Here is a 14,836-nt window from a genome sequence, read left to right as displayed (position 1 = left end):
TTTACCCTTAGTCGGAAATTGCTTTTTTTGAAAAAAACTTTAGACAGCTTCAAAAATTACTCTGCAATAACCGTCTGCCTTAAAACCGAACAGGTACTAAAAAAACCCAGACCACCATTGCTGATGTTTGTTGGTGGATTTTCCGAAGTGCTGTAAAAAAAGCTACTGTTCCAGTCGGTTTCAATCGCCCGGCCGCGTAAATAAACCGCAAACTCATCGTTCAAACCATATTTAAGAACACTCACCTTACTGCCTTTGGGAAAACCAATCACTTCCCGTGAGGGTAAAACGAATTGACTGACATGTACCTCACTAAAGGTGTAGAAAAACAACTTGGCCTGATTAGGCTCAACAGGGCTAAGGTGTGTCCAATCCAGCGTTATTTCATACATCGACTGCTGACCAACTGTGTAGGGAGGAATAAAATCTGCGAGCCGAAGGCTATCCGTACCTTGAAAAGGCAAAAAGGCAATCGGTGGGATCGGCGTAACACTGGCCAATTCGCTGCTAGCCTCATACGAGGTACCTTCCCAATTGACCCTTAGATTATAAACCAGATGATCAACAACAGCAAAAGAAACCTGGCTACGATACAACCCTGGTGTGAGTAGATCTGTAGCAAAAGGATAAACCACGCCGTTGGCTTCAACGGATACGATAGCATTCTCCACAGGAGACGGTACGCCGTTGAGTTCTGTATAACTTTGGGACAAGCGGATTTCCTGAATAGTATCCTCATTGGTCAATATAGCATCAACGACTAGCCTGGGTTCCGCCAGCGTGCTCAATTCCCAATCCCTGGATTTTTCGCAAGACCCTAATAGCACGAGGAAGCAAAATAAGCTTACCCCATATTTCTTTAAAAAGCCCATAAGCTATAATTTGAATTTGTAGGTGAGTGATGGAAAGAAACGCACCAAATCTATCTGACTAGGGCTAAGCTGCTGATCAGACAGCACATTCGCTCCTATCTTCGGCCCGTAACCGTCTTGCAAGAGTTTGTTGAACTTCACGGCAAAGACATTTTTGTGTGCCAGGGCATTATAGATTGAAAAGACCAAGCTGTGCTGGTATTTATTGTCGGGTTTCCGATTCAGCGTAAATTGCCAAGAGACATCTAAACGGTGATAGGTCGGCAAACGATCATTGTTGCGTTCTCCGTAGATCGGTACCTTTTGCTCATGAAAGGTATAAAAGCCGGTTGGGGAAGTAAACGTGGAACCACTCTGAGATATCCAATTGGCTGTAAAAAGTATTCGCTTCTTGAGTTGGTAATTCAAAACAAGGGAAAAATCGTGGGGGCGATCCTGAAAAGCCCGGTAGGTTAATCCATCGTTGATGCCTTCTGTTTCGCGGAACACCCTGGAATAGGTATAGCTGATCCAGCCATTGAGGCGGCCAAAATCTCGTTTCACCAAAAGCTCCAGACCGTAGGACTGCGCAGTACCAAAACGCAACTCTCCCTCTAATAAGGGATTGAGATAAGGCGTGGAGTATGGTTCGTAATCAATCTGGTTTCTGAATTTCTTGTAGTAAGCCGCTGCGCTGATTTCCATGTTGGCTATTGGGAAATATTTAAGATAATTGATTGCCCACTGGGAGGCAAACTGAGGCTCAATATTGGGGCTAGCTGGCAACCATACCTCAAAGGCAGTGAACGGAGAAATGGTATTGGAAATCAGTTGCAAATACTGGTGGTAAGTACCAAAACTTAACTTTAATTGTGAAGTACTGTCGAGGCTGTACTGCAAGCTCAGACGGGGATCTGCATTGACAAAAGAATTGTAAATACCTGCTGTTACATTGATGGTGTCGTTTACATTGTAGTTTTCATCAAAACCAAAGTAGGTTTTAGGGCCAAGGTTGCTCCATATCGTCACGCGGGCTCCCGTGTTGAGTTTCAACCTATCAGTCAAGCGGTGGCTCGCCTGGTAGTAGAAAGCTGTTTTTCGGGAATAGTTGTTCGTAATTTCAGGTAGGAGGTCTACTGTAGGATCAAAACTTATACTGCCAGGATTATTAAAATAAGCCTGCATTTCCAAACCGAAATTAGCGATGCTATTAGTGTTGCTATAGTAAGTAAAGTCTGTTTTGAAACTGAACATACTGAGCTGTGATTGCCAGTAATTGGGAGGAATCTGAAGTTTGTACGCATAATTCCCTGTGTAGAAAGTCGTGTTGGCAAATAAGCGGGAACTAAAGATATGATTCCAACGGAAGGTGCTCGCCAAATTACCCCAACGCACCCCAGACACTGGGCCTGCTCTGTTTTCGAAAACGTCGCCACTCTGGATAAGCGTAAAAAACAAGCGGTTATTTTGGTTGACCTTGTAGTTCCATTTGAATTGAAAATCCTGAAAATACAGATCAATATTTTCGGCATTATTTTTATAAAGCCATTCATAGTTTGAACGGCGAAGGGATAAAAAAATCGAACTCCGTTCCTTCACCAGCGGCGCTTCTAAAGACAGGCGGTTGACAAAAGAATTTAGAGCTCCACTGAATCCCCCTTTTTTCAAGTTTCCGTCTTTGGTACGGATACTGACGATAGCTGATAGACGATCCCCCATCGAAGCGGGCACATCACTTTTGTAGACCTGGATATCTTTCGTAAAATCCGGGATAACCAGCGAATAGAAACCCAGCATGTGAGATGGGTTGAAGATGGGCGCATCATCAATAATAACCAGATTTTGATCGCGTTCACCACCTCTGGTATAGAAGAAGGAAGACCCATCACTGTGCATTTTGATCCCCGGCAACGTTTGCAGCCCTTTGACCAAGCCCGACTCACCAGCAAACTCTGGCAGGTTGTTTAACTCCTCAGAGCGGAGAGATAGCCTGCCCAGCTGTTTCTTGTTTTGGATATCCTCTAGCGGAGGGTGAACGATAACTGCGGGCAAGCCGATTGCCGCAGGTGGTAACAACAGGTTCTTTTTGAGATTTTGATCCAGCGTGACCTTGGTTTGGGTATCCTGGTAGCCGAGGTAGGAACTCTTGATCGTGTACTCCCCTTCTTCGAGCGTGAGGGCGTAATAGCCAAATTCATTGGTAAAAACACCACGCCCCGTCCCGTTGACGGATACCGTCGCACTGATCAAGTTTTCTCCAGATGACTGATCAGCGAGAAACCCACTCAAGGTAAAATACTTTGGTGGTTCGACCTTTTTCTCGAAGTTCAGAATAATTTGCCCTTCTACTATCGTGTAGACTACATGGATTTTTTCACTCAGCAAGTCCAAGGTTTCTTCCAGCGTAGCTTTTTTTACCTTAAAGGAGAGGACGCTGTCGCTATCTACTACCAATGAATTATAGGTAAAGTCGGCACCAGATTGGCGAGTGATTTCCGCTAAGAGGTCACCTACTTTGATCGCATTCTCGCGAATGGTAATGACAGAGAAATTAGCCGACCCTTGACTAAAAAGGGGCGAATTTACCACCAGTAAAACAATGATAAAAAGGGTGCTTCGCATAAGCCTAGGGATAAAGGTTAATAGTGTTTTGGTCTTTTGATTTCTAATACTGGAGAGTGCTCAAAATAGTTCGTATCGCGCAGAGACGCGGAGACGCAGAGGTTTTTTATTAACTGGTAAAGTAGACATTTCGACGACTTTAGTTAAACACAGTTAAATGGACGCGCGCCCTACTGGTTTTACCCAGCTCAGGCCGACGAAGTCGCCTCCCACCGCTCCAAAGCACCACCACCGTGATTCCGATCTTATCGGAAGAACACCACCCACCAAGCGTGAAAACGAACGCCAGAATTCAGAACTCCATACATTCAAGTATCCCCATTAATCCCGACTACAGCTTCCCGTCAAAACAACCTCATCGCCCTGCTGCACGGATTGTATGCCAAAAGACGACTCCAGGATCGTTAGTACTGCTGCCAAAGACTTGTTTTTGAAGGTTGATGTTATCGAACAAGCCCTCAGCGCTTCGTCTGCAATCTTAATATTGGTATTAAATTGCCTGCTTAGCGCAAAAACAGCCGTTTCTAATGGCGTGTCTTTAAATACCAATTCGCCAGATTTCAAGGCCAGGTAATTTTCGTCCTGATTGATTTGTTTAAGCAGCTGGTTTTCATCCTTCTGAAAAACGGCCTGCTCATCTTTATTGAGGATCACTTCCTGACCTCCTGACCGAACAGCGACGCTCCCCGACTGCACAATGACTTGTATTGCTGATTGATTTACCCGACTATCCACATAAAAAGAGGTGCCTAAAACCTCAATTTCTACGTTTTGGGTTTCGATCACAAAAGGAGCCGTTTCGTCTCTGGCAACATCAAAGAAAGCATCCCCCGTCAGCTGAACCTCCCGTTCTCCGTTTTCATTTTTTGGTAAAAAACGGATTGAAGATGATTTATTCAAAGTGACACGACTGCCATCCGACAGATCGTAGGGCATCGTGACGGTTGTTGTTGCTGCAAAAAACGGTTGCGGGGTTTGAAAATGACGATAGACCAGTGCAGCACTTACGATGAGTACGACCACTGTTGCCGCTATTTTCAGCCAACGGTTACTACTTCGGTGGGCGGGTAGTTTTCGTACTTTTGCTGTAGGAAAGAGTTCCTCCGAAGTACGTTGCCAGATGGCTTCCACCTGCGTATCCTGCGGCTCCTGCATCCCACTCAGCATCCAGGCTTTCTTAAAGGCAATGAACTGCTTTTTGTTGGCAGGATCGGCCAGCACCCACTGCTCGAGTTCCTTTTGCTCGGCAGCATCAGTGTTTCCGCTCAAATACCGGGAGATGAGATTGGAATAGTAATCGTGCTGGTCTTTTTGTTCCATGTCAATTTAAATACACCTGAGGGCACGAATACCCTTAGCTGCGGGTTGAATTTATTTCAGATTTTCTATTAATATTAAAAATAAGAGGAAATAATCCTGCAAACGTTCTCGCAGATGTTTCATGGCTTTGCTCATGTGGGCCTCTACTGTTTTTTGAGAAACCGCCAGTTCTTCGGCTATTTCCCGATACTTCATCGCCTGAAAGCGACTCATCTCAAATACCTGACGGCACTTTGGGGGGAGTTCACTCAGGGCTTCCTCTATGCGTTCTTGCAATTCTTTTTCTGCAAAATGATCTTCTTCCCCGACCAGGTCAAAATCTCCGCAATCAAGGTCCAGGATTTGACTGCGGTATTTCTTATTATCCCTGATATAGTTGAGACAGCGATTCCTGACCGCCGTAAAGAGATAAGATTTTACGGATTGCTGAGGGTCAATATTCGCCCGATTTTCCCAAAGGCTGATAAAGACCTTCTGACAAATTTCCTGCGCGGTATCCATTCCCTCCACGTACTGCAAAGCATAATTACACAAGTAATTAAAATGTGACCGAAACAATAGCTCAAATTGTTCCTGGTCAAAGGATGGGTATGTATTGAAAGGTGGCATTTGCACGGCTAAGGTAAAAAAGGAAAGCTATATCCGGCATTAAGAAACTTGGCAAAAAAGCCCCAAAGTGATATTTAGAAGGTTATTACGGCCTGAACGGAGAAAGCTGGAATCACGCTATTAAGCAATTGTAAATACAGTAAAGCCAAAAAATAGGTTATTTTTACAGCTATATGGTTCCTTCTTCTACAATAGCAAAACTGGTTGTCCAACATGAGCTCTTCCGCGGTTTCCCGCAGGAGGTAATAAACTTGGTGATTAACCAGAGTAAGATTAGGCAATTGCGCGCTGGTGAAACCCTTATCCATTCCGGCACCACCAATCACTCCCTTTTCTTGGTGCTCGACGGAGAACTCAAGGTGATCATACAAAAAGCAAATACCCAGGTAGCTATCCCTATTAAGCCCGGCCAGTGCCTCGGGGAAATGTCTCTGGTAGAAGAACGCCCCACCTCGGCCACAGCAGTTTGCCATCTCGACAGCCAGGTATTGGTCATTTCTGAAGACGTTTTCTGGACCCATTTGGCCATAAGCCGACAAGGCGTGAAGAACCTGATGGGAATAATGGCACAACGCCTGCACCGAAACAATCAGGCATTAATCAAAAAAATCGAGGAGCAACTGAAGTACCAGCAGTTGGAAAAAGACCTCGAAACTGCCGGAAATATACAAGCGAATATCGTTCCCAACGGAGCCTGTCTCTTTCCTCAACGCTCCGAAATAGAGGTATACGCCCACACGCAGCAAGCCCGTGCTGTAGGCGGCGACTTTTACGATGCGCTGGCCTTAGACCAAGATCGCATCTACCTCGCCATCGGAGATGCTACAGGAAAAGGAATGCCCGCGGCGCTATTCATGATGCGTGCTTTCACCTCACTTCGTTTTTTGGTAAGCAATTGTTCAGATTTATCAGAAGTACTGCCTGCGCTCAACAAAACCCTCCTGAAAAAGAATGACGACATGATGTTCGTCAGCCTTTGGGCCGGTATTCTCGACCTCAAGACGGGACAATTACAGTATGTCAACGGTGGACATCATCCACCGTTCTCAGCCTTGGGAGGTAGCTCATTCCAACCCTTAGAAGTACCCAACGGACCAATTGTCGGCGTCGTAGAGGAGGCCCAATTCGAAGTAGCCACCCTGCAAATAGCACCCGGCGATACCTTTTTTCTCTACACCGACGGATTACCGGAAGCCTATGATCGCAACCACACGGCTTTCGAAAACGAGCGCATCCAAGCATCTTTAAATAGCTTAAAGAATCCCACCATGCAATCTCTGGTGCGCGATTTAGAAACAGAGGTAGCCAATTTCGTCAATGGCGCTCCTACACACGATGATCTGACGATGCTGGCTTTTCGGTATATGGGTAATGAGGTTCAGATCGGAGATCGGAAATCAGAACGCGGAAGTAATGAGCTGGTGTAAGGGTGTAAAGCTTGCTGGTTTGTTTTGAACATTTCGAAATCATTTACGTAAATGTAGACATACAATTAGCATCCGCATGATTAGGTTATCCGGTATTATTTTTTCTTTATTTTTTCTTGCTTCACCTTCTAGTCTCTACAGTCAGAGTATGGATGTTGCTGCATTGCAACAGCAATTAAACTCCTCCCAGGGAAGAGAACGAGTGGATATCCTTAACACTTTAACGAGACAGTTAAAGTTTGAGCAGCCTGCACAGGCCAAAACTTACGCCGAAGATGCCTATTCCCTGAGCCAAGAACTTGCCTATTTCAAGGGGATCAGTACCAGTGCTGTTCACTTGGGAATATTTGAAAGAGACGCCAAAAACTACAACAAAGCCATCCGCATTGTCAATACTGGCCTGCAAGCAGCCCGCTCTGCAAACGATTATCCGGCGGCATTAGCTGGGCTGGAGGTACTCAAGACCATTTATCAACTCACCAACCGCTCTAGGAAGCTGGCCCAGGTCGAGGCCATGCATAAGCAGATTAAAACGAGAGTAGATTTACGCCAGACTTCCGACCAACTGGCCGAGCTCGAAAAAGTGATAGAGGTTAAAGATGATGAACTGAACCTATCGGAACAGGAAAGGCTACAAATCACTGCGGAGAAAGAAGCGGTGGTGGATGCATTGGCCCTTACCATCGAGGACAAACTCCGCAAAGAGGCCGAGTTAGCTCGGGTGGGCCAGGAAAGGGCTGAGTTGGAAAAAGAATCGCTCCAACTGGAAAAGGAGGCCGTAGAAACCGCCCTCCTCCTGCAAAAAGAACGAAACATACGCAACCTCGCCTTTGCTATGATGGGTGTCCTTTTGTTCTTAATTCTGGCTGGCTGGCAGCGGTATCGCTTCAAACGACAGCAAAATTTGGCCGAAATGGAGCGACAACGCGTAGCCCGACTGGAGGAAATTGACCGTTTAAAAGATCAGTTCCTCGCCAATACCTCTCACGAACTACGGACTCCCTTGAACGGAATTATCGGCATTGCCGAATGGCTCCAGGAAAAAAGAAAGGAGGTAAGCCCCGAGGTCATGAAAGACAACTTGGCCATGCTGATATCCGCCGGAAAACGACTCCACAAGCTGGTGAATGACATTATGGATTTTTCCAGGTTACGGAATGCTGAATTGCAGTTATTTCTAAAGCCTTTGGATATTCGTTCTCTCACGGAGATGGTGCTACGTATCAATCAGCCCGTTGCCAGGGGCAAAAAACTGAGCCTGATCAATAACATCCCTGCCGACCTCCCCTCTGTACTGGCCGACGAGGACCGCTTGCAACAAATCCTGCACAACCTGATCGGTAATGCTATCAAATTCACCAACGAGGGCAACATCACCGTTTCCGCCCAAGATGTGGGAGAGGTAATCAACATATCTGTCACGGATACAGGTATTGGTATTGCTTCCGAAAAACACGAAACTATTTTTGAGGCCTTCCAGCAAGAAGACGGCTCCACCGTACGGGAATTTGCGGGCACCGGCCTGGGCTTATCCATCACTAAACATCTAGTCGATCTCCACAAAGGTAAAATAGGGTTAGAATCAAAACTGGGAGAAGGGACAACCTTTTATTTTAGTTTACCTAAAACCGATAAAACCCCGATTTTGCCAACTCTAAAAGACGAGCCAGGTACTAATGAATTATTACCCCTCCTTGGCGAAAGCGAGCCAGCACCCACCAAAGTAGCTGCCCCCTCAGCGGCAGGACAAAAGATCAATATCCTGATCGTAGATGATGAACCGCTCAATCAGCACGTATTCAACAACCACCTGGACTCCAGCTATTACCAGATTACAACAGCCCTGAATGGAGCCGATGCGCTTAGAGCGATTGAAAGTGCGACTCGCTTCGACCTGGTGATTCTGGATGTTATGATGCCGAAGATGTCGGGCTATGAGGTGTGTGAGCAGATTCGAAAAAAACACCTCCCTTCCGAATTACCCATCATCATGGTCACCGCCAAAAATCTAGTCAAAGACCTGGTAGAGGGCTTAAATACAGGTGCCAACGATTACCTCGCCAAACCCTTCTCCAGACAGGAATTCCTCGCACGTATAAAAAATCTGCTCAACCTGCATACCCTCAATCAGGCCAGCAGCCGTTTTGTACCCAATGCCTTTTTGCAGACTTTGGGTAAAGAAAATATCACACAAGTACGTCTAGGCGATCTGGTCGAGCGGGAGGTCACCGTTTTCTTTGGTGATATCCGGGACTATACCTCCCTTTCGGAAAACATGACGCCGGAAGAAAATTTTAAATTTGTCAAGGCTTTCAATAGCCGGATGGGGCCTGTTATTGACCAAAATAATGGTTTTATCAACCAATACCTGGGAGATGCCATCATGGCCATCTTCAAACAAAGCCCACGGGACGCCTTGCAAGCAGCCATTGAATACCAACAAACGCTACAACGCTATAATAAAGAGCGACTAGCACGGCAGCGGCGGCCCATCTCCTCCGGCATTGGCCTCCACACCGGAAAGTTGGTCATGGGCATCATCGGAGACGATAAGCGGATGGATGCCGCTACCATCTCGGATACCGTCAATACCGCGGCACGCATGGAAAGCCTCAACAAGCATTACGCCACCAATATCCTTTTTAGCGAGGATAATTTAGCGGGTATTGGCTCGAAGGAGGATTTCAATTTCCGGTTCCTGGGAAAGGTACAACTGAAGGGAAAGAAACGCCCAGTAGGTGTCTATGAATGTTTTGACGGAGATACTCCCCAGATGCTGGAATTAAAAATCAAAACACTGAGTAGTTTCAATGAAGCACTCCACCACTTTTTCGATCAGGACTTCCAGCAGGCGTATCAAATCCTCGTGGAGGTCATCAGGGTAAATCCCGAAGATCTCACCGCTCAATTATTTTTGAAAGAATGCCGCCAGTATTTGGCCAATGGCGTGCCCGAAGGATGGACGGGGCTGAATAAGATGGAGGTGAAGTAGGTGCCCTCCAGATCGAGGTATCAGTGCGAAAGGCATAGCCGGGAGCGCGGTGCCGGGATTCCGATCTTCCACCGGAACAAGGCCGAAGGCTGTCCGCAGTGGCGTTAGCATAGTAACACCACTGCCGGCATGGCCCAAAAACAAGTGCTTTAACTGATTTTTACAAATCAAAAGGCCCAACTACTTCATTAGGGTTATCACCATTCACATTACCGTAGACCACGTATTTGGTACCCGCTTTATTGAAAAGAATCGTGAAGTGATCATCTCCTTGCTGGAAGCCAATCGCTGCGCCTACATCCGGTATCTTATTGGTAACACTATAATCGATTCCCCATTCGTACAAGTCGCGAACGCCGGTAAAGTGCTCGTAGAGTTGTGGGATATTCCCAATACCACTACTGTTTCGGTAGCTATACCAATGCGCATATTTATCGCCTACTGCATTAAAGTGGTAGGCATTGTCGCCTCCCGGTGCATTAGGTCCAACACCAAGTACATAAGGAGCATGAGCCATGGCACCAACCCCCGTTAGATTAAAGGGGTGCATTCCGCCAGCAAAACTGACAATGCTGTTGACGGGCCCCCAGGTGCCATTGTCGAAAACCGCAAAATTGATGCCTGAAAGATCAAAAGCCAATAGGCGATCTGGATTATGGGTTTTGTAATCCATGCAAGCTGCTCCAATGCCAGCGAAAGGTAGTTCTTCGCCCAGTAAACTGCTGATTGGGTGGGGGCCGCTCAAGGTGCCGCCGGTACTACGCATGTACTGGTCGCCAGCCTGGTTGATCAGTATAAACTTATCGGAATTGAGCGATTGGGTGTAGGCAGCACCCACGGGTCCCAAGGCCGAAAGTACATTCCCTGTCCAATGCTCTAGCATGGGGAGAGTACCTACGACACCGGTAATTTGGCAATTCTCGACCTCGTATTCAGTGCTGAGCTGGGTGGCTACAATTTGGTTATTCGCGACACTCCTCACGACATAAGAAAGCGGTTTTCCCGAACCTATCTGAGCAGTTTCAGCCAGGATGTCTACCAGGTCTTCCATGTTGGAAACACCAACGGCCTGAAGGGTGCCAGAAGCTTCTCCGCCGTAGGCAAAAACGCTGTAGGTGACATTCTCCAGCGAGCTGAAATAGTCGACCTCGATATCAGCCTGTACCTTGGTGGTTAATCCGTTAAACGTACTATTGACGGCAGCTTCCAATTCGTGCTGGGCAGAAGTAGATTCAATCAACATATAGAAAACCCGGCCATAGGTTACATCAGAAATATAAGTAGCCGGATTACCTTCATACACGTATTCTCGCAGGTCTTCCGGCGTGACACCAGGAGCAAAGAGGTTTTCTCTGGAAACAGGAATGTCATAACTCATCGTATAGAAACTCTGCGTCAGATTGACCATAAAAGTGCTTTTGCTGACATCGGAGCTATAGCTGAGGTTTGATTCCAGCTCCACAAAAGTAGAATTGACATCTACCCCCAATTCCAGCGCAAATTGTTCACGGCTTTGAATGTTCCTGACTTTGACATTAAAATTAGCAGGCACGATACCAGTGCTGCCCGCGATGATGTTGTTGATCGCATTCGTCACACTTCCCTTCGCTATGGTCTCTACCTCAAAGGAAGACTGGATATTTCCATCGTAGACATCGGTAGAGATGGTTCCGCTCCCCCGCTCTAAAGCGATCAAATCAGGATTGCCATTCTGGAGGGAATTACCCTGCAACATGGCCCCCGGATAGATCACGCCGGCATTAGGAGAAAAAAGAGGAAAACCACTGTCTCCACCACCAGCTGCGGATATCTCTAATTTTTTGGTTGTACAGGTAAATTGAGTATTACCGACAAGTACCTCTTCCTGGCTCAGGATTTCAGATTCGCTACTCACCGTAGGGTCTGCCATTTCTCCGGCAGCATTCAATACTGCTTGAAAAGAGCTGTCCGGATTCGGTATTGGCTCTTCCTCCATTTTGTTACACCCAACAACTATGGCAGTGGTTATTAATAGCGTAAAAAAGTACTTTAAAGCATTTGATTGATTCATACATCAGGTCTTTTGGCGGTGTAAACAATGATCGTTTACACCATTCTAAAATGATGCTCCAAAGTTGTGTACTAAGCAGAATTTTCAACTGAACTTATGTTGCAGAAAAGTGCACTTATGTTGAAACCAATTATAAATCAATCACTTGCACCCATGACTTCACCCGGAGTTTTATTAAAATGAGCTTTAAAACTGCGACTAAAATAGGACGGATTACTAAACCCTACCTGAAAAGAAATCTCTGCTACAGTGGCCGTTCGGTCTTTCAGCAACTGGTAAGCTTCCTGCAAACGAATGATGCGAATAAAATGACTGGGATTTTGTCCGGTAAGCGCTTTAAGTTTTCGAAACAATTGGGTGCGATCCAGCCGGAGGTCGCGGCCGAGTTGGGCTACACCATAATCTTCGTTACCTAGATTGGCAAGTACCAGTTCTTCTACTTTTTGCAAAAACACTGTTTCCATGGAAGGCAGCGAAGGCGCTACCCTATCGGAGTGCGTATTCTGCTGAAAACGGGCGATCCATTGCTTCCGATTTTCGAGGAGGTTGCGAATCCGCAAACGAAGTTCTTCCGGGTCGAAGGGCTTGGTGAGGTATTCGTCGACTTGCGTTTCCAACCCTTCCATCAAGCTAGCTTTGGAGGATTTACCCGTCAGGATAATCACAGGAATATGACTGGTGATTTGATCCTGCTTTAAGGCCTGCGTGAGGGCGAATCCGTCCATTTTGGGCATCATCACATCGGTGATGATGAGGTCGGGCACTTGTTTTCGGGCGATAGCCAGGCCCTGTTCACCATCTTCTGCCAACCACAAATGATAGGTCGGCGCTAAGCAAGATCGAATGTATCCTTGCAAATCCTGATGGTCTTCAACCAGCAAAATACTTGTCTTCGAGTCGTTCTTGTTGGTGTCCGCCGGGATGGTTTCCCAGTTGATCGTTTGTGGAAAAAGTACAGACTTACTCGTTTGCTGCGGCAACTCTTGGAGCGTGATTGTAGGGAGCGGCAGTTGTATCGTAAACGTGGTGCCTACCCCTTCGTAGCTCTCTACTTCAATCTGCCCGTTTTGCAGCTCGACGAGTTCTTTGGTCAGGGTCAGTCCTAGCCCCGAACTTAATTGTTGGCGGGTATGTCCACTGGAGTGGCTCTGGTAGTAAAATTGGAAAATATACGGCAAGCTTGCTGTGGGGATACCAATGCCTGTATCTCTCACCTGGATGGTGAGCTGATTTTTGTTCGGGAATTGAAGTTGTAGCGTCACCTGCCCTCCCGGACGGTTGTATTTGATAGCATTGTCGACGAGGTTGATCAAGACTTGTTCCAGTTTACCTTTATCGAGGTAAACCATCCTGGATTCCTTTACACTTTCAAATTCTAGTTGAATGTCCTGCTGTTCGGCAATCGACTGGAACGAAAAGTAGATAGCTTTTGTCAGTTGCACAACGTCGAAGACCGTGGGATTAATCTCTAATTTCCCCGCCTCCAACTGGCCTAAATCAAGGATTTGATTCACCATGCCCAATAGCCGTTGTGCGTAGGTCGATGCGGTTCTCAATTGTTGCCGCTCCCTGGGCTGATTAGTAGTGGCCAGCAATTGCTCAAGTGGGCCCAGGATCAAGGTAAGGGGCGTACGAAATTCGTGGGAGATATTTGCAAAAAAGCGGGACTTGAGTTGATCCAGTTCTTGTAGACGAGTACGCTCCCTTTCAATTTCCAGTCCCCGATAGCTCAAACTCAAAGAAAAACTCAATAACTGTAGGACAATGAGCCCTTCCAATACAAGAATAGCCGTGCCCCTACTGATGGGCATAGCAATCCAGTTGCCCGTACTCATGAAGTAAGTCACCGTACTAACGATCAGGCCGAAGATCATGAACATATTATTGGCAGCGATATACTTTGCCATTCTATTGCCGGAAGACCAATAAAGCACACTGATATACGTAAGGCTCGACAACCCGATGACCGAAAATGGGAATAGCATCCAATAACCGTAGGTCAATTTGAAGATCGTGACAGGCAGAAAGAGCAATGCCGTCGCCAGCACTCCTGCAATTAAAACCAGCTTGGCAAAGAGATTCAGTAAATACTTAATGTCGGTTCGCCATTCGCCTTTATGTAAAAATTCAACTAAGAAACGTGGATAGTAATAGCTGTAACCAAAAGTGCTCAATAATAAGGCTACCCTACCAAGCCGAGGGTATTCTGCGAAGACGGTATAAAAGTGGGTACCAAAGGTGTAAAACAGCGAAATGGACAGCGTGAGGATGTAAGCGGCAAAGAATAAATAGGCGCGATCTCTGTTCATCACAAAAAACAACAGATGAAAAAGCAACATCACCCAAAGCACCCCGTGAAAAAAAGATTGGACCGCAATATTCCGACTAAAGAAATGCGTGGATAGGCTTTGAAAATAGGAAAGGCTAGCTAGTTTCGGCTGTAGTTTAAAGTGCTGATCTGTTGCTCCTAGTTTTAGATAGACGGTCACCTCAGAAGATGCTGGCAATTCAAATTGCAGGGTATGCGGTGAAGAATAGATCGGTGAATGCTGCCTGCTATCCCAAGCGGAACGCTGCCGAAGATTACCGCCCAAGCGAACCTCCGAAAGGCTATCAGGCCAAGCGAACCAGGCAGATATTTCGTCGGCATGTAGCAAAAGCGCAAGTGCTGATGCTGCTGGGCGATCATTTTTCAAAACCAGCCTCAACCAACAATTACGTTGCCAAACGGGAGCGTCACCCTCCGTCAATGGCTGCCAACCCTCCTCGACTTGGAGAACATCTTCGACGGACCAATTTTCCGGCAAATCTTTTTCAAAAGCAACATAGTCCACCGCATCAACCCATTGATCGAGCGTATCAAAATAGACGGCATCGTTGACGGAGAAAACAAGCTGCCCCATCGCCACCAAAGGCAAGTTAATGCATAGGATAATCAACACCCATTGTCCTCCTCGTTTCAAGT

Annotated in this window: 8 protein-coding genes; 2 read left to right on the top strand and 6 right to left on the bottom strand. The window is 46.5% G+C overall.

The genetic code is table 11. The features are described from left to right. Window positions 1–56: 56 nt before the first annotated feature. From ACRBG0_RS01545 to ACRBG0_RS01530, 4 genes are all read right to left on the bottom strand, one after another. On the bottom strand, window positions 57–872 hold the full coding sequence (locus ACRBG0_RS01545; RefSeq protein WP_431485175.1) for a DUF4249 family protein: 816 nt from the start codon (window positions 870–872) through the stop codon (window positions 57–59). Between the two features lie 3 nt (window positions 873–875). Continuing rightward, complete coding sequence (locus ACRBG0_RS01540) at window positions 876–3,473, bottom strand: TonB-dependent receptor (protein ID WP_431485174.1); 2,598 nt, start codon at window positions 3,471–3,473, stop codon at window positions 876–878. Between the two features lie 321 nt (window positions 3,474–3,794). Further along, the gene (locus ACRBG0_RS01535; protein WP_431485173.1) at window positions 3,795–4,793 is read right to left on the bottom strand and encodes a FecR domain-containing protein; all 999 of its coding nucleotides are present in this window, start codon (window positions 4,791–4,793) and stop codon (window positions 3,795–3,797) included. Window positions 4,794–4,844: 51 nt separating this feature from the next. Then, window positions 4,845–5,402, bottom strand: coding sequence for an RNA polymerase sigma-70 factor (locus ACRBG0_RS01530; RefSeq protein WP_431485172.1), 558 nt, complete (start codon window positions 5,400–5,402; stop codon window positions 4,845–4,847). Between the two features lie 173 nt (window positions 5,403–5,575). On the opposite strand from ACRBG0_RS01530, the gene ACRBG0_RS01525 reads away from it, so the two are divergent. Both ACRBG0_RS01525 and ACRBG0_RS01520 read left to right on the top strand, forming a co-directional pair. After that, complete coding sequence (locus tag ACRBG0_RS01525; protein WP_431485171.1) at window positions 5,576–6,829, top strand: SpoIIE family protein phosphatase; 1,254 nt, start codon at window positions 5,576–5,578, stop codon at window positions 6,827–6,829. A 76-nt stretch (window positions 6,830–6,905) separates the two neighbouring features. Next, entirely contained in the window at window positions 6,906–9,821 is a 2,916-nt protein-coding gene (locus ACRBG0_RS01520; protein WP_431485170.1) for a response regulator, read from the top strand. A 160-nt stretch (window positions 9,822–9,981) separates the two neighbouring features. On the opposite strand, the gene ACRBG0_RS01515 is transcribed toward ACRBG0_RS01520, so the two are convergent. Further along, entirely contained in the window at window positions 9,982–11,871 is a 1,890-nt protein-coding gene (locus tag ACRBG0_RS01515) for a thiol-activated cytolysin family protein (RefSeq protein ID WP_431485169.1), read from the bottom strand. Window positions 11,872–12,008: 137 nt separating this feature from the next. Beyond that, a complete protein-coding gene (locus tag ACRBG0_RS01510) occupies window positions 12,009–14,834 on the bottom strand; it encodes an ATP-binding protein (RefSeq protein WP_431485168.1) in 2,826 nt (941 codons plus the stop codon). Window positions 14,835–14,836 lie beyond the last annotated feature (2 nt).

Origin of the sequence: Lewinella sp. (assembly GCF_050633125.1) — a bacterium.
Lineage (GTDB): Bacteria > Bacteroidota > Bacteroidia > Chitinophagales > Saprospiraceae > Lewinella.
Note: the sequence above shows the minus strand (reverse complement) of the source record. Positions and strands in the feature narration are given on the sequence as shown.